Origin of the sequence: Rhodanobacter sp. OK091 (genome assembly GCF_900142825.1) — a bacterium.
GTDB lineage: Bacteria > Pseudomonadota > Gammaproteobacteria > Xanthomonadales > Rhodanobacteraceae > Rhodanobacter.
The window spans coordinates 681,934-702,709 of the sequence record NZ_FRCH01000002.1 but is presented as its reverse complement, the minus strand read 5'-3'; the positions used below and the strand labels follow the sequence as shown (position 1 = coordinate 702,709).

General features: G+C 62.9%; 15 protein-coding genes. 4 read left to right on the top strand and 11 right to left on the bottom strand.

Annotated features, from left to right (window positions below; translation table 11 throughout):
• Window positions 1-21: 21 nt before the first annotated feature.
• From BUA26_RS12645 to BUA26_RS12630, 4 genes are all read right to left on the bottom strand, one after another.
• A complete protein-coding gene (locus BUA26_RS12645) occupies window positions 22-1,467 on the bottom strand; it encodes a ComEC/Rec2 family competence protein (protein WP_072761191.1) in 1,446 nt (481 codons plus the stop codon).
• A gap of 18 nt (window positions 1,468-1,485) precedes the next feature.
• Window positions 1,486-4,911: a hypothetical protein gene (locus tag BUA26_RS12640; protein WP_072761190.1), complete on the bottom strand. Its 3,426-nt coding sequence runs from the start codon at window positions 4,909-4,911 to the stop codon at window positions 1,486-1,488.
• 5 nt (window positions 4,912-4,916) lie between these two features.
• The gene (locus tag BUA26_RS12635; protein ID WP_072761189.1) at window positions 4,917-8,150 is read right to left on the bottom strand and encodes a hypothetical protein; all 3,234 of its coding nucleotides are present in this window, start codon (window positions 8,148-8,150) and stop codon (window positions 4,917-4,919) included.
• A 162-nt stretch (window positions 8,151-8,312) separates the two neighbouring features.
• Entirely contained in the window at window positions 8,313-10,025 is a 1,713-nt protein-coding gene (locus BUA26_RS12630) for a Hint domain-containing protein (RefSeq protein WP_072761188.1), read from the bottom strand.
• A gap of 548 nt (window positions 10,026-10,573) precedes the next feature.
• Here BUA26_RS12630 and BUA26_RS20445 point away from each other — a divergent pair.
• Together BUA26_RS20445 and BUA26_RS12625 are read left to right on the top strand one after the other, a co-directional pair.
• Window positions 10,574-10,723: a hypothetical protein gene (locus BUA26_RS20445; protein ID WP_178368582.1), complete on the top strand. Its 150-nt coding sequence runs from the start codon at window positions 10,574-10,576 to the stop codon at window positions 10,721-10,723.
• Between the two features lie 21 nt (window positions 10,724-10,744).
• Window positions 10,745-10,951: a hypothetical protein gene (locus BUA26_RS12625; protein WP_143154265.1), complete on the top strand. Its 207-nt coding sequence runs from the start codon at window positions 10,745-10,747 to the stop codon at window positions 10,949-10,951.
• Between the two features lie 111 nt (window positions 10,952-11,062).
• Here BUA26_RS12625 and BUA26_RS12620 read toward each other — a convergent pair whose 3' ends face one another.
• The 6 genes from BUA26_RS12620 to BUA26_RS12595 all read right to left on the bottom strand — a co-directional run bounded on the left by BUA26_RS12620 (window position 11,063) and on the right by BUA26_RS12595 (window position 17,783).
• Window positions 11,063-12,268: an OprO/OprP family phosphate-selective porin gene (locus tag BUA26_RS12620; protein WP_255368312.1), complete on the bottom strand. Its 1,206-nt coding sequence runs from the start codon at window positions 12,266-12,268 to the stop codon at window positions 11,063-11,065.
• Window positions 12,269-12,414: 146 nt separating this feature from the next.
• Window positions 12,415-13,530, bottom strand: a complete 1,116-nt coding sequence (locus tag BUA26_RS12615) for a sulfate/molybdate ABC transporter ATP-binding protein (protein WP_072761185.1) — start codon at window positions 13,528-13,530, stop codon at window positions 12,415-12,417.
• Window positions 13,531-13,539: 9 nt separating this feature from the next.
• On the bottom strand, window positions 13,540-14,394 hold the full coding sequence (cysW, locus tag BUA26_RS12610; protein WP_343124225.1) for a sulfate ABC transporter permease subunit CysW: 855 nt from the start codon (window positions 14,392-14,394) through the stop codon (window positions 13,540-13,542).
• Window positions 14,395-14,399: 5 nt separating this feature from the next.
• The gene (gene cysT, locus BUA26_RS12605) at window positions 14,400-15,224 is read right to left on the bottom strand and encodes a sulfate ABC transporter permease subunit CysT (RefSeq protein WP_218587814.1); all 825 of its coding nucleotides are present in this window, start codon (window positions 15,222-15,224) and stop codon (window positions 14,400-14,402) included.
• A 2-nt stretch (window positions 15,225-15,226) separates the two neighbouring features.
• On the bottom strand, window positions 15,227-16,222 hold the full coding sequence (locus BUA26_RS12600; RefSeq protein WP_072761182.1) for a sulfate ABC transporter substrate-binding protein: 996 nt from the start codon (window positions 16,220-16,222) through the stop codon (window positions 15,227-15,229).
• Window positions 16,223-16,382: 160 nt separating this feature from the next.
• Window positions 16,383-17,783 carry an FAD/NAD(P)-binding protein gene (locus BUA26_RS12595; RefSeq protein WP_072761181.1) on the bottom strand — a complete coding sequence of 467 codons (1,401 nt, stop codon included), beginning with the start codon at window positions 17,781-17,783 and terminating at the stop codon, window positions 16,383-16,385.
• Between the two features lie 423 nt (window positions 17,784-18,206).
• Between BUA26_RS12595 and ligD the strand changes: the two genes are divergently transcribed.
• Complete coding sequence (gene ligD, locus BUA26_RS12590) at window positions 18,207-19,265, top strand: non-homologous end-joining DNA ligase (RefSeq protein ID WP_255368311.1); 1,059 nt, start codon at window positions 18,207-18,209, stop codon at window positions 19,263-19,265.
• 21 nt (window positions 19,266-19,286) lie between these two features.
• Here the strand turns inward: ligD and BUA26_RS12585 are convergent, their stop codons facing one another.
• Window positions 19,287-19,559 carry a hypothetical protein gene (locus BUA26_RS12585; protein WP_072761180.1) on the bottom strand — a complete coding sequence of 91 codons (273 nt, stop codon included), beginning with the start codon at window positions 19,557-19,559 and terminating at the stop codon, window positions 19,287-19,289.
• A gap of 65 nt (window positions 19,560-19,624) precedes the next feature.
• On the opposite strand from BUA26_RS12585, the gene BUA26_RS12580 reads away from it, so the two are divergent.
• Window positions 19,625-20,776, top strand: a complete 1,152-nt coding sequence (locus BUA26_RS12580; RefSeq protein WP_072761179.1) for a mechanosensitive ion channel family protein — start codon at window positions 19,625-19,627, stop codon at window positions 20,774-20,776.

Below are 20,776 nucleotides of genomic sequence, written 5' to 3'. Positions count from 1 at the left end.
GAAGGGAAGATGGAAAGGAAATCAGCGAAACGTACGGATGCGCTGGAGCGGTCTTCCAATGGACACCTGGGTGGAAAGCGTAGGCCCCTCGCCGGGTGTCAGCAGCGGCTGTCTCTGTCCGAAGATCACCTCGGCACTTTCCTGCGTTCTCGTCGCCGTATCGAATATCGGCCCCTCCCCGGTTACGCCCTCGGCCAGCGTCTGCGGGACCGTGCCCGTGTCCGTGAAGGCGTTGGCCGTGCTGCGTGGCATCCGCTGATAGCCGGTCATCGAATTGCTGGCGCCCGCGGAGGTCAGGAATGACCAGCATGCGTGCTGGTTGATTGCGGGTGTGCCGCTGCCGATGAAAGCGTCCGCTGCGCCGGTCTTCTTGCCGGTGAACTGGTAGGAGAAAGTCGGCTTCGCGTCGTAGTAATTCGTGGCGTAGACGTTGGCATCCGTCGTGAACGTGTGATACCCCTGCGGTATCGACGCGGACGAGGTGCCCTTCTTGAGCGAGATGTCTACGTTGAACAAGGTGAAATGGCTTTTCTTGAGGCGGTCGTCATCGACCACCTGGGCCGTCGCCAGGTTCGGCGTGAAGTAATTCACCATCTCCAGTGAGGGATGGTCGTGCTTCTGGAACGCACTGATCGTCACCGTCTTCGCGTTCGCCGTTTTCACGAAGGTCTTGACGACGTCGATGGCCTTTTGATTGGCCACCTGCGTCGACGATACGTCCAGACCCGTGCCGCGGCTCCCATGGTGAGGCACCGTGACCATCAGGGTCTTCGACAGTGATTTGCCACCGAACGCGTGGTTGACCCATGCCATGGTCCGGTTGGTGGCGTCGCCGCAGATGAGGAAGGAGCGATCGTCATGCATCAGCGCGCATACGATCGATACGCGGTTCTTCTTTTCGCCCGCGGTGCCGAAACTGTCCTTGACCAGGACTCCCGGTTTGTCGTCGATGACGTTGCCGATGAGCATGCCCACCTTCACCGTGGGCGTGGTGGCTGGATCCTGCCAGATGAGTTCGGCCCATTCGCCAGTGGCTTTCTTGAACTGGGACTCGCTGAAATCCGGCGTCGTGAACGCCTTGCAGTACTTCGCCAAGTAATCGAGGATGTTGAAGCCGTCTTTCGTGTAGAAGTCCTCGTCGCCGGCGTACCAAGTGCTCTTGATCTTCAACGGCGTCTTGGTCTTCTTGCCGTAAGCCTCGATCACGTAATACATGAGGCTGATGTGGTCGCTATCGCTATGCGAGAACACCAGCAGGTCGAGTGTCGGCGTATCCATGCTCGCCAGCCTTCCGGCAATGTAATCGATGTTGTTGTCCGTCTCGGGGCTCTTCTTGTCGCTGCCGCAGTCGAACAGCAGCGTATGGATGATCTTGCCCGGACTCGCACTGTCGTCATAGATGCAGGCGAAGGTGGATTGGCCCTGCCCGACGTCGAGGACGGTGGTGGCGATGTACTTGATGGCCATGCTGGATTCCTTGTTCGCTCAGGCGACCGGCGGCAGTCGACGGCTGTTGGCGAACCGCCGATCCGTCAGGGTGGTGGTCGCAGGCGGCTGCATGTCGTGCTCCAGCGCTTTCGCATCCGGCTTGGCGTCGTAGGCGGCATACCAGCCCAGCGAAGCACTGGGGTCGCCCGGCGCGCCGAACAACACCAGATCCGCATTGCCCGGTGGAAAGCTCCAGCAAAGCACGGACAGCGCGAAGCGCCGCATCCAGAGCTGGTACCCCATCTGGCTGGCGCTTGCCTGATAAGCGATGAATTCGAAACCGCGGAAACCGAGTTTGAGCACACCTTGTAGCGGCAGACTGCCGCCACCGGGCACGAACGAGGCGAGCTTCAGACCCAGGTAGACCGGCGGATCGCTATCGGAGCCGGTGGACCAGGCGGCAAGTACGGTCATGCCCAGACCGATGCTGCCCGATAGCGCACCGAGCGAGCCCAGGTCCATCGTGTACAGCAGCCCATACCAAGGTGCCGACATCGGCGTCTGCTCGAGCGGACATGCAATGGAGACAAAGCCCATTTGCTCGGGCGTCAGTCCCTTGCCGTCCGCGCCCGCCGGCACGATCTCGATGCCGGAGACTTTGAGCGGAAAATTGGCGGCCAGGGAATTTTTCCGCAGCGAACTGTTCACCGGATCCAGCGCGGTCGCACTTTCAAAGGCAGTGAAAGTCTGCAGGGTCGGCGCGGACAACGTGAATTGCATGCGAATCGACAAGCCGGTAAAGCGCAGATAACCATCCTGGCCTTGACTGTCTGCACCGTAGCCGAACATGTCGAACGCGGCCAGTTCGCGAAAGCGAAGATTGCCTTGCAAGGTGAAACTGCAGGTGACCGAATCGCCGACCTCGGCGGTGGCGGTATCGATGCGCACGGCCAGCACTTGCGCACTGACGATCGCCGAGCCCTGCGCATTGAAGAGGTTCTCGCCATCGAGGGCGAAGCTGTATGAAGGCACCCCGGCGACACGCTGGCAGCTGCCATCCATGATGAGGTTGTTGCCGCGGGACGGATCCTGTTTGCTCAACGGTGCGCCGAACAACGTGTTCACCATCAGTTCGCACTGCGCTGCGAAATCGGCGATGCGTGCATTGGCGAAGCGTATTTTCAACTGCAAGGTCTTGAAGCCGAACGGCGTGGTACTCGACGGTGCCAGATCCTGCGTATCTTCGTAGTCGATCAAACCGAACGCCGCCGTCTGCCCCGGCACGATCGTGCCTCCGGTGGCATCGACCGGTGTGACCGAAAAACCCACATGGTGCGCGTAGAACCTAGTGGGGTCGATACCCGCCGCCAGGAACTTCAGGTCCGGCGGCATCAGCCCCAGATCGACCGGCGCGTTGAAGAACAGCACGCCGTTCCACATCGGGTTGTTGGCCACCTCGTTATAGAAAATGACATAAGGGTCGCCAGGTATCGGCGGCACAGCCTGAGCACGCTCGCGGGCGGTAAGAAGCAACCCCTGCAGTTGCTTTTGCGTCTGGCGGAGGTCGCCGGCAGCTTCTTGCCAGCCCCACGCGCTGGCGTCGTCCGCCAGGTCGGTCAAGCTGCGGTTGCAGTATTTGAACAGCATCAAGGTCGGGTTCGACTGAGCCGGGCCGCGCCAGTCGCTGGGGTTGAGCTTGAACGTCCAACCGTCCAGCGTGCAGTTCAGACCACTGGAACCTACGCCGCTTTGTTTCAGGAACTCCTCTACGTCGGCGACCACGAAAAAAAGCTGGTTCGACTGCAACGCCAGCGTGAAACGTTCCTTGACCGGCGTGAAGAGCAGTGTTTGCGCGCTGCTGGGCAGGTTGCCGAAAAGCACGCCGCTCCACGCGGAACCGTCGGCGGAAAGTTGTGCCAGCAAGCCTTGAGGCGTGACAGCCAGCGGCGGTATATCGACAATGCTCGTCTCCTTTAACGCAGGGAGGCCTCCAATGACGGCACGGCGTGTCGGCGCCAGCACGGCCGCTTCGATGGCGCGTGCCAGTTCGATATCCGCAGAAGGCAGCCAACGATAAGCGCCTGCCGGGAATAGCTGCGCGGAAAGATCGGTGGCTTGCGACTGCGGCGGCAAGTTACCCGCCAGCATGGTGTGAAAGTCCAGAAATCCGGCCCCCAGATCGCTGGCCGCCATAAAGAGCGGCGCTTGCAGGGGCTGGGCGTAGTAAGACAGGCCGCTAGATGAAGCCGCCACCGGCAACAGGGTCAAGTAGGCGGTGGTAGCCGCAGGACGCAACGGCGACGTGCCATCGGGCGGATCAGCCGGTATGTAGGCCGGGCCACCGGCGCTGAACGCCAATACGTCGCTGGTCGCCGAATCCAGAGTGGCGTACTCGGCACCGGAATTGCCGAACATCCACTGGTCCTGCTCCACGTTGCCGTTGCTGGCAGCAAGTCTTGCGCGCCGCTGCTGCACGCTCACCGGCACCAACACACCGATCGAGTAGCAGCCATCGGGCGCAAGGTGGAAGACCTCGCTGCCCTGGTTGTCTCCCTCCACGGCGTAGATGGGGCTTTTGCAAAACGCCAGACGGCCAGAGCGTGCCGCTGCCAGACCGGCTCGCGGCGTGAGCGTGGTGTTGTAGCCAAGTGTCGTCACGAACGCGCTGGCCATGGCATAGGGCGCTGCACCCGTCGGTGCCAGATCGACGAAACTGCGTCGAGGATCGAGCGGAGCGCTGGCGTCGAAGTACAGATTGGCCGCCAGGCTGCCCGTGCGCAGCCGCAGCAAAGGCATCGACAAGTAGCGCGCCAGGTTCTGTGCGACCGCCTCGGCATCGTCCGCGGCCGGCGTGGTCGCGTAGCGCAGCATCACGCCCAGTTGGTCGCAAGGATCAGGTTGCTGCGGCCGGAGTGAAAGCGGTACGGCCAAGGCACCGACAGCCGGGCCCGCCAATGCCAGTGTCACCGTGGCGCTCGCGCCCAAGGCGAAGTCGCCATGCGAAAAAACCGCTGCGCCCGCAGGCAGCAACAATCCGTAGTTGCTCGTACCGTTCTGCAAGGACAGGCGGCTGCCCGCCGCAAGCTCCACGCGGTAGTCACCCAGCACCAGACGCGTTGGCGTGACGAGCGTCCAAGGGCCGCCAGGCGCATCCTGCGGCAACGCCGTAAGCATGCTCGTGGACCAGTAGTTCCACGCGCTGTCGGCTGTATTCGCCAGCCAAAGTACTTTGACCAGGCCGGTCGGCGAAATGCGCGGCGCAAGCTGCGCAAGCTGCCCTGCGAACACCGCCAGGTCGCTGGGCAAGGCTTGCGTAAACACATAGAAACCGCCCACGTCGGCCCAGGTCTGCGCCAAGGTTGCCGAAGCGCCGAAGCCTGCAGCGGCGCTGCACCAATAGCCGGCAAAGCCGCCCACGGGAGCGGCGCTGCTGGCATACAGGCGCGAACCACTCGCCACCGAAGTAAAAACGGGCGCGTCCATGGTCTTCAGCCCAAGGTGATGCGATCGCCGGGGAGCAGCGGCAGCGAAGCCACCCCCCACCCTGGACCATAGGCCGCACTATTGGCGGCTTGCCAATCCAGATGCAGCGCCACGCCGGCGGGCTGCGACGGCGCGTTGGGATCGAGCACGGCGCCGCCCAATCCGCGTTCGATATGCACGCCCACCAGCGGCGGCGGCACGGCCGGCATCAGGCGACCGCTCTGCTCGAGCAGATTCGCCAGCGTGGTGCCCACCGGCACCACCTGCCCGACGCCGTCGAGCGTCACGCGCATGCAGGCCTTGAGAACGGCGCGGCCCCGGAAATAAGCCACGGTCGTGTTGGCCGAGGGTGCGCTGGTGGCATTGCACAGGCCGAGAAAAGTGGAGGCTGCGGCGAGCACGAAATTGTCGCTGGCCCGCTGGCTGCCGACGCTGCTCGGCGACAACAGATTGTTGGGCACGAAAAGTCGGTAGAACGACTGGGTGAAAGCCGGAAAATACAGGTCTGCCGCTTCGGCCACGCCCTGCTCTTGTCCCGTGCTCGGATTGGCTACCGGAGCGGTCACGCTCAGGGCGCCGTTGCCGACGAGCTGGCCGATGAAGGTGTCGAAACCCGCGCTCCATGCGCCGTTCGCACTGACCAGGCTGCCGATGTCGTAATCGATGCAGGCGGCACCCACATAACCGGTCAGCCATGAGCCCTGGGTCTGTCCCGGTACGGTTTGATAGGGATTGGGCACCACTCGCAGCACCATGCCGGGGCGCAGATCCACACACCCTTGCGATGCGCCCGCACCGGGAAAGGTCAGGCCGAAGCTGTAATACAGCTGTTCGGCAAATGTCTGCGGCAACGCGCGCGCCAACACTTGCTGGACCAGCACGATGCCCCACGGCACGGCGCCTGCCGCTTCCACATTCTTGAGGAACGTTTGTACATCGCTGGCCAATCCGGTGCGAATCGTCTGTGCGGGGGCAAAGGTCCAGGGGTTGTTGGTCGAGACCGTGTTGGAAATGGTCAGCACATACGGATATACGGCGCTGTTCTTCGACGCGTCGGTGTTGGCTGCCAGCGCGAAAGCACCTTGCGTCGGCAGCGGCGTGGTCAATGGATGTCCTGCACCGATGTCCGGCAGATACAGCGTCAGCGGCTCGCCTGTCATCGCGCTGTTCGTCGACGTCGTCGTGGTGATCAGGGTTGCGGGATACACAAACGGCGGCGCCGCGCTGGCCGCGCTGGTCGAGGTATAGAAACCCGGGTCGAAGATGGATGGCTGATTGGCTTGCCGACCGCGATCACCCGCCCATTCGCCCTGGACCAGCAGCAGATATTGGGCGGTCGAACTCAGGCTATAGGCATTCGGAAAGGCGACCGTAGATTGCGTGGCTCCTGCGGCAGCAGTCGCATTCGCCAATTCCGTCAGCGTTCCGCCGGTGCTGGCCATCAGTGCGACGCGGTATCCCGTAGCACCGGGCAGCGGTTCCCAGGTAGCGGTAGCCGCCATGGCTGCCGCGTTGAAGCTAGCCTGGATCACGCGCGCGCGCTGCGTGGGAAGACGATGCGGCGCCATGGCCGGGCCAGCTATGTTCAGACCGGCTGAACCAGCCAGGGGCGTGACGCACGCTGCAAGGTCCGCTTCCGCGGGCAGCGGATTGGTAAACGTGTACGTTGTGCCACTTTGCGTTACCGGTGTGCCGTTGCCGAAGTCGAGGCGATAGCTGCCCGCATTGGCCACCGCCGTCCACGACAACGTGCAGAGGCCGCTGATGGCGTCGGTGACAGCCGTCAAGCCGGTGACCGTCGCCACCAGCGGATTGGCCGATGCGCTGAAAGGCCCCTGCGCACCATCGGGTCCGATAGCTGCCACGGTCACGCTGTAGCTTTGACTCGCATCGACAATCATCAAGCGGGCCTGTGTAGCCTGCCCGCCTTCCACTCGCAGGCGGGCCGCCACGGAAGCGCCGGCGATCAGGCTCACCATATAAGCGGCGGGTTGGACCGCCGCTGCAGGCAGACTCCATGTCACGCTCAATTCGGATCCCTGACACAACAACGCAGAGATCGTCGGTGCAGCCGCTGGCAGCAGCCAGGTTTCACCGACGGCCGGCACGCTGCCGGCGGCACCGGTAGCCCATAGGCGGATACCCCAAGTTTGAGTGGCATCCAGGCCGCCGGCGGGCAAGCTGGTGAAGCTCGCGCTGCGACTGCTGCCTCCGGACACTGCCTGCGTATAAGTCTGTGTAGGGTTGGCGAGGTTGTAGACCTCGATCATGAAACCCGTGACGGCCGCATCCGACCCCATCTGCCAAGCCACGCTGACAGCATTGTTGCCCGAGGCGTAGGCCGCGCCGGAGAGAATGGGCTGCGCGGTCAGCACCGGACTGGCCGTAGTAGCGACACCGATACCGGCAGCATTGAGTGCGAGCAAGCGCAGGGTGGAACCCGGCTCGAAACGGCTAGGAAGAAATAGCGTGCCTGCTGCACTGGTGGCGCCGGGCACGTCGAGAAAGCTGCCGGGTGTGCCATCGGGCGCATAGCTCTGCAGGCGGTAGCGCGTCACACCTGTCGATGCGTTCAGCGCCGTCCACGTTGCATTGATGAAACTGCCCTGGACATCGCGCTGATAGCGTGCGCTCAGTCCGGCGAGGCTAGGTTGCGGCGAGGCCAGCAGCGGCGAAGCCGCTTGCGCGGCATACACTTTGTCGCCGTCGTCGCTGGCTACCGTGCCCGCAGCGGCAACTTGCACATTCCATGTTTGCCCGGCAGGCAACGCGGGGCTGGGGATCATGCCCCACCAGTTGTTCGCAGTGGGCGCCGTGCCGGTGGAAGGGCTGCCGCTGCTGCCGTAGATCTGCAGAAAATAACCCTGACTTGCTTGTTCGCTCGGCTCCCACTCGAGATAGAAATTGGTGCCGTCGTAATAGCCTGTTCTAAGCACCGGCAGTCGGGTGATCAGCGGCACCAGCTGGCTGGTTTCGTTCTGTCCCGGGCTACTGCCCCACATGGTGCTGACTTGCACGAAATAGCTGGTATTCGTATCCGGCAAGCCACCGGGCAGACTCAGGCTACCTATCTGGAAAGGCGGATTGCCCGGCGCGAAGGTGGCCGTAGTGAACACGCTGTCTACGCCAAAGAACACCGTCACTACGTACTGCGTGATGGCAGGGTCGGCCACGGTGGCCCAACTCACCTTCAGATTGGCGCCGTTGAGATAGACACTTTGGATAGTGGGCACGGCCATGCTTGCAGGTCCTTTGAATGTCAGATGGCTTGCGGGTGCTGTGCGCGAGACGCGGCCGGCGCCGGAAAGCATGCAACGTGACAGGGAGTACCCGCAGAAGGTCGAGAGCGCCTTCTGCGGAGACGTATTGCCGCGTTGATGTTTCCAGCGCCGCCGGCCGCTTCAGCGATGCTGATTGATGAAGTTCTGGTACTCCTGCCGCCACTTGTCGTCGGGCAGGCGCCGCAGTACTTCTTTCCTGTCGTTTTTCAGGCGCGCCACCTCGTCCTGCTCCATCTGGATCTGCGACACGGAATCGCCGATGAAGATGCCGTTGGCGCTATGCGTGCGGCGATCGGACCGGGCTTCGTCGAACCAGCCCAGCCGCAGGCTGTACACCTGACCGGTGTATTTCTCCTGTGCGGTGGACACGATCTTGGCCACACCTTTTTCCGTCTTGACGCTATCGCCGACCTTGAGGTCGCGCGCCATCACCAGGCCGTTCGCGCTCAGCACGGGATGGGTCCGGGTAATCAGCAGATCCTGCCCCAGGCTGGTCTTGAGGCGAATCATCGGATGGAGCTCCACACCCTTGGCGGTGCCGAGCACCGTGCGCTTGTCGCCAGCCGCCGTCATCACCTGCGGCTGGTTGTCGGCAGTGATCTTCTCGATCACCGTGGTGCTGCCATCGGCCAGACGCACCAGCGTGCCGGCAGCCACGCAGCTGTCTTCCAGGAAAATGGCCGGGATGCCGAGATAGCCCGGCGGCATCGGAGGGTTGTAAGCACTGGTGAACGTGATGTAGCCGGTGTTCTTGCCGGCCCCCGTGTTCAGCGGTACCTCGACATAGAAATTGAAGTTGACCAGCCTCCCTCCGCTTACTCCGAGACAGTTGGTCGGATTGGTCATCGAAAGCTGGGGCAGAGTCCATTGCAAAGTCGATGCGTTGGCCAGACTCCAGCCTGTACCCAACGCCTGGTGGTCGGAGAACACACAACCGCCGCCTATGACCGGATCGACGATGGACGCGGTGTAGCTGCCCGCCGTCGCGTACGAGGGATCGATGGTATTGGTGCCGAAACTTGCCGTACCGGCCTCGGGATAGAACACGCTGGTGGCCGGACGGCCCGAGCTGTTGTAGTAGTCGCAGGATTGCTGGCTGCCTCGGCTGAAGCACACCTTGATGGGGGGTGGGCTCGGCACCAGCGTGGTGCTGGTGGTCTGGTACTGCGTCTGGCCACCATTGATCACGCAGTTGGAATTGGGGTCGCTGGGGTTCGTGCGCACGCAGTAGTTGGGCGCCGTCATCGTGCCGGTGGAAGCGGGAACCATCGCGGCGGTGCTCACCACCGTGGTGTTGCCGCTATTGCCAACGACGGTGACGATGGTGGCCACCGCCGCGAGATTGGCGGAGCTCGGCACCTTGCCGGTGACCGGCACCTGAAAGTTCGTGCCCTGGGCGTACTGAGTGCTGGATGCGCTGGCGTAGACCGTCTTGGTTTGAGTGTCGATCAATTGGGTGGTGATCGTTGTCTGCGTGGTGCCGCCAAGCACCGACGAATAGCCTGTTGCCGTGTAGACGTTGTTGCCCTCGTCGCCGAAATTCGAAATGGTTTCGATGTCTTGAGGGCCGCCGGCGGTGCTTGCCAGCAACGGTCTGGCCGCGAGTGCCGTAGCACTGTGATTTGCCGTCGCCGCCAATTTCTGATCGCGCTGCATCGTGTCGCGCACAGCCGCATACGTCTGGGGCGCGTTCGTCGACATGCGATCGGCAGCCGCCAAGGCGCGCTGTGTGAAGCGCATTTGTTGTGGGTCGGCCAAGTTGAGTATGTAAGGACGGCCGGGCTTCACCATGTTCAGCACATGGGCGTAGTCCTGCGCCTCTTGGGCGGTCATGGGACGTGGATAGGTCGAGGCGGGCGCCGTCTGTCCGTAACTCGATCCGCCGATGCATAAAATGCCAAGTACCCAGAGCACCTTAATGCCGAATCCGTGCATTGTGATGACACGCATAAATGCTTTCCCCTGTTTATTTCGACAAAACAACGCCTTTTTCGCCGCAAAGCGGCGAAACCCGGTCGATCAAGGAAATCGGTCAATCTACGGCACTGCAGGCAAGCCAATGCGCTGCCCGCCCTGTCCGCGGAGCTATCTAAAAATCACGAGATGGAAAACCCCCTGTTTCGGCACCGACAATCCTGTGGTTCCAAGCGGGGGCCAGGAACGGCCCTGCCCGCTCCCGGACTTATAGGCCCTACGCTGTTTAATTGGCGTGAAGATAAAACTCAAATACGCCGCATAGTCTTCCTATGAACCCCCTGAGAAATCATGATTTGAGAAATCGCGATTCATGTCAGGAAGTTTGCAGAAGTCTTCCATACTCATGGCAAAACATCGCTGACCTTCAGTGACGCCGAGCCTATTTCCCTCGGCAGAAAACACACGTGGCGATTACTATTAATGCCTTGCCAAGACATTGGTCGATGCAGGTCTTCCCATGCGACCTGCAAGAATTACTAAACGCGATCGTGATCGGCCAGATCCGGTTTAGTCGTCGTCTGACCGACATCCTCGTCAGCCTGATGCATGGCTAATCGATGCATGAGCACCCGGTCATGCTGAAGTTCGAGGCGCTCGATATAACGGCAACGTCGATCGACGGTCCATTGCGCGTCTGTCGCATCGAGCCCGGCCGCACGCACCCGCTGCAGGTGCTCCACCTCCAGCGCCAGGAGCGATCGCGACCGCTCTATGAGAACTTCAAGCTCTCGGACGATGTGCATGGCTGCAGCTTATCGGCCGATAACGTCGAGGAAAAGTGAGTTATCGGAACAAGAATTCGCCGTGGGGCTAGGGATGAGCGTTGTAGCGCGCCCGCGGCAGCGAAATCCGAACGCTAAGCCCAAGCCTGCCTCCTCATGGCCGGTCACAGATCAGAACTGAATCTGTGCCCTGATCTCCACCACATTCGGATCGACGCTGAGGCCACGCCGATCGCTCTGTGCATGCACATAGTTGGCCTGCAGTTTGAGATAGCGGTTGATGTACCAGTTGGCGCCGACAGTCCAGTCACGCTCATGCCCGCCGAGCACAGCACCGTCGTTGAGATCGAGCTCGCTGTATCGGACCGCCAGCTCCAATGCACCGTAAGGGCTCTTGGGTTTGACGTCGCCTACGTTCCCGCTGGAATAGGAGCGCGACTCGCCAGTCACCACCCAACTGGCGAAGGCGTAATAGCCGCTGGCGTCGTAGTCGGGCCGGCCGTTGGCGAGCTTGACGCTGGCGCTGAGGTACTCGCCCTGCAGCGACCACGGCCCATGGATCCATAGCCCTTCCAGGCCCAGCCGATCGATGTGATCGGTCGGCACGAGATTGCCGGAGTCGATCAACCTGGCGGCGAGGCCGGCTTCCGGGCGCGCGCGCAGTCGAGCGCCCGGCGGCGTGTAGATGCTGCGACCATCGGTGGTGCCGTCCGGCGTTTCGCGCGAGGCGGAGACACCTAGATGGATCACCTCACCGGCGTGGTTGACTGGCATCCACGCGACGCGACCGGCAACCATGTGGCCATCGCTGTCGCCGTTCAGATCGCCTCCGCTGTAGTAGCCCGCGTCGATCAGGTAATGCGGCCGCTCCAGCGCCCAGTCGACACCGATGCGACGGCTGGCGTAGATGGCCTGGGTCGGCAACGCGCTCTCGAGAAAGGTGGTGGCGCCGGTGCTGGTGTTGCCCTCGAAGCCGACCAGCGTCTTGCTGAAACCGAACCGGAAGGCGCCGACATCGCTGCCGAGAAAGGCCTTGCTCTGCACCCGCAGGTAGGTGTCCAGCCAGGCCTTGGCCTGGAGGTCATAGGCCACGATGGCATCGTAGACGCCCTTTTCCTTCAGGTAGAAACCGAGCTCCTTGCGCCGGTTGGTCTGTGCATTATCCAGTCGGCCATCATCGTTGGAGAAGCGATCCACGTCGTACTGATATTTGAGCGACAGCCCCAGATCGGTGCCGTCGTCGAACACGTAATGCGTGGGCCAGTTGTTGGCGAAGCTGTATGCACTGTTGTTGCTCTCAGCGGCGATACCCGTTGCCGGCAGCGCCATCACCATGGCGGTGATCAGAATCGCCTTCTTCATGGAACCCGATGTCATGAGCCTGCTCCCCTCACATAGTTCGCCTGCGGGTCGTCGTCACCGGGGCAGCGCAGGCGCAAACTGTCCCGGCGCGGCCTGAGCATCAGCTGCAGACTGCGTGGATGGGTGGCCCTGGGGCCAGCGTGAAACCTAGGTGTTATCGGCTAGCTGTTATCAGGCGGACGCCACGTCGAACGATCGCGCGCGATGGGTTGGCCGGTGTCATCGGCCAGCGGAAAAAGCACGGCACTGCGCGGCGCCACCCGCAGTTCGGCACCGGGTTGCAACCCGAGCCGGGCCAGGTCTTCACTGGCCACATCTGCTTCCAAGGCCTGGTCGAGAGATGCCACATGAAGGTCGAGGTGGGCGACGCTGCCCGCCAGGTAGACGTGGCGCAGCCGTGCAGTCCACGCCGGTTGTGGCGGCGGCACGGCCACGCGCAGCTGGTCCGGACGAACGTAGGCGATGCCCTGCCGGTAGCGGCCGTCCCAGGGATCGTCGGGAAGTATCCATTCACCGGCGGCGAGGGATCCGCTGTTTTCGCTCAAGGTCAGCCGGTTGACCTTGCCGATGAACTCGCACACAAACGGCGTCGCCGGCTGCTGATAAATCTCTTCCGGCGAACCTACTTGTTCGATGCGACCCTGGTTCATTACCGCGATGCGGTCGGCCAGCTCCAGCGCCTCTTCCTGGTCGTGCGTGACGAATACCGTGGTCAGCCGCAACTCATCGTGCAGCTCGCGCAGCCAGCGGCGCAGCGTCACGCGCACCTGCGCATCGAGCGCACCGAATGGTTCGTCCAGCAGCAATAGGTCCGGCTCCACTGCCAGCGCGCGGGCCAATGCCACACGCTGGCGCTGACCGCCGGAGAGCTGACTCGGATAGCGGTCGCCATGATCGTCCAGCTGCACACGTTTCAACAGACGTGTCACGCGATCGCCTATCTCCGCGCGCGAGGGACGCGTGCGCCGTGGCCGAATGCGCAGACCGAATGCGATGTTCTCCCGCACGGTCAGGTGGCGGAACAGAGCGTAGTGCTGGAACACCAGCCCTACATGGCGCTCGCGCGCCTGGGCCGCGAGAAAGTCGCGGCCGTCCTTCTGTACCCCACCGCTATCGGGATAATCCAGCCCAGCCAGAATGCGCAGCAAAGTGGTCTTGCCCGAGCCGGATGGCCCCAGCAAGGCCAGGAATTCGCCCGGCGCAATGCTCAGGCTGACATCGTCCAGCGCGGCGAAGTCGGTGAAGCGGCGGCTCAGCCGCGAGAGTTCCATCGTCATGCCATATCCTCAGTGGCCACCCGGCGCGTGGGCGGCGATCTCGTCGCTGTAGCGCCATTCGAGGAAGGTCTTCACGGCCAAGGTGACCAGGGCGAGCATCGCCAGCAGCGAGGCGATCGCAAACGCACCGACATAGTCGTATTCGTTGTAACGCATCTCCACTTCCAGCGGCATCGTGGTGGTGAGCCCGCGGATATGTCCCGACACCACCGACACCGCGCCGAACTCACCCATCGCCCGCGCGTTGCACAACAGCACGCCGTACAGCAGCGCCCAGCGGATGTTCGGCAAGGTCACCCGGAAAAACATCTGCCAACCGTTCGCACCCAGCACACGGGCAGCCTCTTCTTCCTCGCTGCCCTGCGCCTGCATCAGCGGAATCAGCTCGCGCGCCACAAACGGCAGCGTGATGAAGATCGTCGCCAGCACCAGACCTGGCACCGCAAAGATGATCTTCACTCCGTGCCCGCTCAGCCATGGGCCAAACCATCCCTGCGCACCGAACAACAGCACGTAAACCAGGCCGGAAATCACCGGCGACACCGAGAACGGTAGATCGATGAAGGCGCCCAGCAGCGCCTTGCCGCGAAATGCGAACCGGGTCATCGCCCAGGCCGCCGCCACGCCGAAGACAAGATTCAGCGGTACGGCGATGACAGCCACCAGCAAAGTCAGCCGAATCGCCGTGAGGGCTTCCGGCTGTCCGATGCTGGCGACATAGGCTTGCACGCCCTGACGGAACGCCTCGACGAAAACCGCCGCCAGCGGCAGCAACAGGAACAGGCCGAGAAAAGCACTGGCCAACACGACGATCACGCCGTGCCCCATGCGGCGTGTCCAGCCGGCCTGACGTTGTGCAGTCATCGTGTTCATGCGGCACGCTCCTCCCAACGGTTGCTCCATCGCTGCAGCAGGGAAATCAGGATCAGCAGCAGAAACGAGAAACTCAGCATGACCACGCCGAGCGCCGCCGCGCCGGCGTAGTCGAACGCTTCAAGCTTTTGTACGATCAGCAACGGCGCGATTTCCGAACGCATCGGAATGTTGCCGGCAATGAAGATCACCGAGCCGTATTCGCCCACTGCCCGCGCCAGCGCCAGCGCAAAGCCAGTGAGCAGCGTGGGTACCAGTACCGGCAGGATGACCCGCGCGAACGTCTGCCAGCGGCTCGCGCCCAGGCTTTCCGCGGCCTCTTCCACATCACGATCCAGCGACTGCAGCACCGGTTGCAGCGTGCGCACCACAAACGGAAAGCCCACGAACACCATGGCCAGCAACACGCCCAATGGCGCATAGGCCACCTGGATACCCAACGGTACGAGCCAGCGACCCAGCCAGCCGTTGGGTGCGTATAGCGCGGTCAACGCAATGCCGGCTACGGCGGTGGGCAACGCAAACGGCAGGTCGATCAATGCATCGAACAGCCGCCTGCCGGGGAACCGGTAGCGCACCAGTGCCCAGGCGACCAGCAGCCCGATGAAAGCATTGATCAGCGCTGCCAGCAGGGCACCGCCGAAGCTCAACTTGAGCGCGGCGAGCGTTCGCGGCGACGAGAGCAGCCGCAGCAGACCCTCGCCGCCGATGCCGGATGCTTTCCACGCCAGCGCAGCCAGCGGCAGCAGCACGATCAACCCTAGATACGAGACAGCGTAGCCGAGACTGATGCCGAACCCGGGCAGTACCCGCCGATGCATGCTCAGTTACCCGGACCGATCTGGTCGAAGATCGCGCCATCGGCGAAGAACTTCGCCTGGGCCTGGCGCCAGCCGCCCAACTCGTCGATGGTGAACGTGTTGACCTTGGGAAATTGGGCGGCGTACTTCCGCGCCACCTCGGCGGAGCGCGGGCGATAAAAATGCTTCGCTTCCAGTTCCTGTCCCTGCGGGGAATACAGGAACTTCAGATAAGCGTCGGCGACTTCGCGTGTGCCGTGCTGATCCACGTTCTTGTCCACGATAGCCACCGGCGGTTCGGCGAGAATGCTGATCGAGGGCAGCACGATCTGGAAGCCGTCCTTGCCCAGTTCCCGCTGCGACAGCAAGGCCTCGTTCTCCCAGGCGAGCAGCACATCGCCGATGCCACGCTGCGCGAAAGTGTTTGTCGCGCCACGGGCACCGGTGTCCAGCACCGGCACCTGCCGATAAAGATCGCGCACGAATGCCCGCGCCTTGACCTCGTTGCCGCCCGGCTGCTTCAGCGCATAGCCCCATGCAGCGAGGAAATTCCAGCGTGCGCCGCCGGAAGTCTTCGGGTTCGGGGTGATGACTTTCACCCCAGGCTTGAGCAGATCCGGCCAGTCCTTGATGCCCTTCGGATTGCCCTTGCGCACCAGGAAGACGATTGTTGAAGTGTATGGTGACGCGTTGTCGGGCAGCCGCTTCTGCCAATCCTTCGCGAGCAGTCCGTGATCGGCCACCGCATCGACGTCATACGCCAGCGCCAGCGTCACCACATCCGCCGGCAAGCCGTCGACGACAGACCGCGCCTGCTTGCCCGATCCGCCGTGCGACATCTGGATGGTCACCGTATCCCCGTGCTGTGCCTTCCATTGTGCTGCGAAGGCTTGATTCACGTCCTTGTAGAGCTCGCGTGTGGGATCGTATGACGCATTGAGCAAGGTGACATCCTTAGCCATCGCCGAAGCTGCCATCAACGTGCCGACGATCGCCAGTAACACGGTGCGTTTCTTCATTGTCTGGTCTCCCTATTCCCTTTGAACGATCAGGCTATCGTTGCCCTGCGGATCAGGTGAAATCGTCAAAAGACATGTCGATATGCCAAAAATGCTCTTTTCGTTTGGATGGCTATTTCGTTTTATCGCGTCTTCTCGATCGAGCCTTGTCGCCTGAGTGTCATGCTTCGGCCGAGTTCTCTCCTGGGATATCTATCGTCATGCGCCGCCCCAACGTTTGCGCAAGCTGGTGGGCGGCGGAACGAATTTCCGGCATGGCCGTGCACTCCCATAGGTTGCCGCGCAGCAATGAGCCGATGGCATAGAGCCCCGCGCGGGGCTGTCCTTGTGCATCGAGCAACTGCCCGTCCGGCCTCGCAGCAACCCCCAACTGCAAGGGATCCGGCACCGCCAGGCCATCCTGCAGCAGTTGGGACAGCAGCGGGTCCGCCGCATAGGCCACGGCCGTATCCAGACCGGTGGCCTGGATGACGAGATCAGCCTGCAACGTGCTCAGCAGTTGCGTTTCACGACTGCGCACGGTTACATCCAGCGGGCCACGACCTTCGACGGCGAGCACGCGTGCCGCATGCACTTGCAGCCGCCCCGACTCGCGCAGCGCCTCCACTGCCTCGAATGACGCCGGTGCAGTGCGGTGGCGGGAAGCCTCCCAGATCCAGCGCACGTGGCGCATGAACTGACGCCGCTGCGGCAGCGTCAGGCCTTGCCACAGCGCAGCGTTGATCGGGCGCATGCCGTCGATGATCGCGCGCCAGTCGCTGACCTGCGAGTCGCGGAAAGCTTCGCGAATCAGACGCAGCATCAGGGCAACCCCATTGCAATCAAGCAGCGAAGCATTGAGCTCGGACTGCAACGGATACGGAGCCAGTGGCTGCGACGAGTGACAAAACGGCAGCTTGCCGTGGCGCGACACCGCTACCAGCTCGGCATGCGGCCAGCGGGTCGACGCGGAGATGAGCGTATCTACGGCGGTCAGGCCGGTACCGATGATCAGTACGCGACGCGGCGAGCGCGCGTGCTGCGCAAGGCGCCAAGGGCTCAGCTCATAGGCGCCGCTCGTCAGCGCTTTTTCGGCGACGGTCTTCAGCGGGCGTGGCGATAGCGCGCCCGTAGCGAGCACTACGGCATCGACGTCCACCGTGGTTGCGGCAGCCAGCTCGACGCGATATTGCCCTTCGGAAAGTGCACGCACGCCCACGGCCTGATCCGAATGGATGGCAAAGCGTCGCCCGCGCGCCTGCGCCGCGCGGATTCTTGATTGCACCTGGGCTTCGACGAACTCGCCAAACAGGCGCCGTGGAAGGAAATCCGCGCCCTGGACCGATTCGCGCTCGCGGGCGGCGTACTGCACGAATTCCTCCGCGTGATTGGCGAACACGCCCATGCCGGTTGCGCGCACGTTGAGCAGATGGCGCTCGTCGTCCGTCGCATAGGCCACGCCCCGACCGGGTACCGAACGGCCGACGATCCAATGGACGACGCCAGCATCGTCACGCTGCAGCAGCTCGCCAAACACAGCCGCTCCTGCGGCGCCACCACCGATGATTGCGATGTCAGGCATAACGTTTTTCCTTGTTGCGAAGACGGGTAGAGGGCGGCTCGCCCGTTGGCGAGTCGCCTTGTTCACAGGTCACGAATCAGGTGAGTGAAGGCTCCCGCGTCACTCGATGTTTCACGCAATCCCCCGCCGCAGGAATACCTGTACCCATGTGGCGCGAAACAGTTGCAAGTACCCGAGGGATCCAGACAGCGGTGCCGCGTGTGTTGGCATCGTGCATAAATATCTCCTGAATGCGAGGGGCTGTGTGGACTGAATCATGGGCGTCATTAAAATTTTGCTAGAGGGCTGTTGAAAGGTCTAGAGCTGTAGAGAGATCTAGAGGCTGCTGGAAGATCCCGCCGGCATTCCATCGACTTCGGCTGCATCGACTCTTCTTCGACTCTTTAGTCTCGTTTCGTCTCACACTCTAATGGCCGAATCGGGATGCAGTTGTCCTCCACCGAGGTGTATTACCGCGGCATCGGCAACAAGAACTTGCTGCGCCAACCGGGCCTGAAGACCATGCGCATCGACAAGACACCTGCGGATCTGGCCGACTCCGATCGCGCCAGCAGCAAGCCGACGACGAAAATGGCGGCTGCAGGACGCAGGTCGTCTGCTTCGAAGTCGGCCGGGATAGCGATCACGCATCCCGATCGCGTGGTGTTTCCCGACGACGGCTACACCAAGCAGGACGTGGCCGATTACTACGCCAGCGTCATGAAGTGGTTTCTGCCCGGCGTGATGAATCGCCCGACGTCGGTGATCCGCTGTCCCGAAGGTACGGCAAAGGCCTGCTTCTTCCAGAAGCACATGATCCAGGGCCTGAAACACGTGGGCAGCGCGAAGCTGAAAGAGGAGTCCGGCGCGCAAGCCACCTATATCTATCCACTGGATGCCGATTCGGTGATCGAGCTCGTGCAGTTCGGCGTGCTGGAATTCCATCCCTGGGGTTCGACCATCGAGCAACCCGACCTGGCCGATCGCGTGGTGTTCGACCTGGATCCCGGCGACGACGTGGCCTGGCCGCGAGTCGTGGCAGCCGCACGATTGATGCGCAAGCTGCTCACGCAGCTCGGCCTGGAATCATTTCTGCGTACTACCGGCGGCAAGGGCCTGCACGTCGTCGTTCCGCTGAACCCGCGCTGCGCGTGGCCGCGGGTGAAGGACTTCGCGCAAGCATTTGCAGCCACCGTGGCGCAGGCACATCCGCTGGATTTCATCGCGACCGCGGCCAAGGCGCGACGCGGCGGCAAGATCTACGTGGACTACTTGCGCAACAGCCGAGGCGCCACCAGCGTGGCATCGTATTCGCTGCGCGCACGCAGCGGAGCGCCGGTGGCCATGCCGCTGCGCTGGAGCGAGCTGGGCAAGCTCAAGAGCGGACACGACTTCGATATCCGTTCCGCACCCAAACGGATGGCGCGGCTGCGCTCGGATCCGTGGGCCGGCATCGACGACGTGCGGCAGGACCTCAACAAGATTGCGCAGAGGTTGCGCTGATCTGGCTCGTGATCTGGCTCGTTAGCGCGGTGTGAGCCGATGGCGGCCGAGCTGTTGACGGTACGTGAACCATGAGGCTGCAATGGTATCCGCGTCGCGCAGGCGGCCGTCCGGTTCGGCGCGAAGCGCGCCCATCGCGAGGCCGGCCTGTACCAAGTCCAGCCGAACCCAGGTCGAGGTTCCTGCAAAGACGAGGAAACCACCATGAAGCTTCAGCGCCGCTGGGCGTTCTGGTTCCTTCTGCTCGCGCTGCTTGTGATACTTGGCATCGGCTTCTACCTCGGCGTCACACATCAGGAAGCGCGTCCGGTCGATAACAACTCGCCGGCCGCCACCGGTCCCCAAGGTTGACCGTGCTCATGGTGAATGAGCTCTCCACACTGTGGCTGCAGAACGCGTGGATGCGGTTTGGCCTGGCCGTGGTGGCCGGGCTGCTGCTGGCCGTCGCGCTTCGCGCTGTGGCCTATGCGTTGTTGCGGCGTCTGGCGAAAAGCCATCCGGTGACGTCGGACGTCATGGGGCGCGCCAGCGCGCCGATGGAATGGCTGATGCCGCTGCTGACGCTGACCATCGCCATGCATGTCTGGCCAGCGACCCCATCCGCCTCGTTTGCCCTGTTGCAGCATATGCTGCTGATTGCCGTGCTGGCGGCAAGCACGTGGCTGGCGGTGCGCTGCCTCGGTGCGCTCGAAGGCGCAGCGATCAGGCGCTACCCGATGGACGTGGCCGACAACCTGCGGGCGCGCCGCGTAGTCACTCAGGTGCGCGTGCTTGGTCGCACGGTCGATGTGATCGTGATCGTCATCGGTGCGTCGATCATTCTGCTGACGATCCCCGGCGTGCGCCAACTCGGCGCCAGCCTGCTCGCCTCCGCCGGCGTGGCCGGACTGGCCATCGGGCTGGCCGCCAAGCCGGTGCTGAGCAACCTGATCGCCGGCTTGCAGATCGCGCTGACCCAGCCGATCCGGTTGGACGACGTAGTGATCATCGAAGGCGAGTGGGGTCGCATCGAGGAGATCACCGGCAGTTATGTGGTGGTGCGCATCTGGGACGAACGGCGGCTGGTGGTGCCGCTCAACTGGTTCATCGAGAACCCGTTCCAGAACTGGACGCGCACCGGCTCGCAGCTGATCGGCACGGTGTTCCTGATGCTGGACTACCGCATGCCGCTGGCGCCGTTGCGCGAGGAACTGAAACGGCTGTGCAGCGAGGCACCGGAATGGGACGGCCGTGTCTGCGTATTGCAGGTGACCGATGCCAACGAACGCGCCATGCAATTGCGCGCGCTGGTCAGCGCATCCGACTCCGGCCGCGGCTGGGACCTGCGCTGTCACGTGCGCGAAGGACTCATCGCCTATGTCCAGGCCAACTACCCGGAGGCATTGCCGCGCTGGCGCGGTGAACTGGAGCGTAGCGGCCATCCGACCGAGCAGCCTCCGATGCCGCACAACCCCGAACCCCAGCACAGTCCCTCGCCGGAGGACGGTGGGCCCCTGCGCGAGGAGACCTGA

Coding starts and splice junctions, on each gene's coding strand:
- BUA26_RS12645 (WP_072761191.1), bottom strand. CDS start 1,467: ATGGCCATCAAGTACATCGCCACCACCGTCCTCGACGTCGGGCAGGGC.
- BUA26_RS12640 (WP_072761190.1), bottom strand. CDS start 4,911: ATGGACGCGCCCGTTTTTACTTCGGTGGCGAGTGGTTCGCGCCTGTAT.
- BUA26_RS12635 (WP_072761189.1), bottom strand. CDS start 8,150: ATGGCCGTGCCCACTATCCAAAGTGTCTATCTCAACGGCGCCAATCTG.
- BUA26_RS12630 (WP_072761188.1), bottom strand. CDS start 10,025: ATGACCGCCCAAGAGGCGCAGGACTACGCCCATGTGCTGAACATGGTG.
- BUA26_RS12625 (WP_143154265.1), top strand. CDS start 10,745: ATGCTGAAGTTCGAGGCGCTCGATATAACGGCAACGTCGATCGACGGT.
- BUA26_RS12620 (WP_255368312.1), bottom strand. CDS start 12,268: ATGACATCGGGTTCCATGAAGAAGGCGATTCTGATCACCGCCATGGTG.
- BUA26_RS12615 (WP_072761185.1), bottom strand. CDS start 13,530: ATGACGATGGAACTCTCGCGGCTGAGCCGCCGCTTCACCGACTTCGCC.
- cysW (WP_343124225.1), bottom strand. CDS start 14,394: ATGACTGCACAACGTCAGGCCGGCTGGACACGCCGCATGGGGCACGGC.
- cysT (WP_218587814.1), bottom strand. CDS start 15,224: ATGCATCGGCGGGTACTGCCCGGGTTCGGCATCAGTCTCGGCTACGCT.
- BUA26_RS12600 (WP_072761182.1), bottom strand. CDS start 16,222: ATGAAGAAACGCACCGTGTTACTGGCGATCGTCGGCACGTTGATGGCA.
- BUA26_RS12595 (WP_072761181.1), bottom strand. CDS start 17,783: ATGCCTGACATCGCAATCATCGGTGGTGGCGCCGCAGGAGCGGCTGTG.
- ligD (WP_255368311.1), top strand. CDS start 18,207: ATGCAGTTGTCCTCCACCGAGGTGTATTACCGCGGCATCGGCAACAAG.
- BUA26_RS12585 (WP_072761180.1), bottom strand. CDS start 19,559: ATGTGTGACGCCGAGGTAGAAGCCGATGCCAAGTATCACAAGCAGCGC.
- BUA26_RS12580 (WP_072761179.1), top strand. CDS start 19,625: ATGGTGAATGAGCTCTCCACACTGTGGCTGCAGAACGCGTGGATGCGG.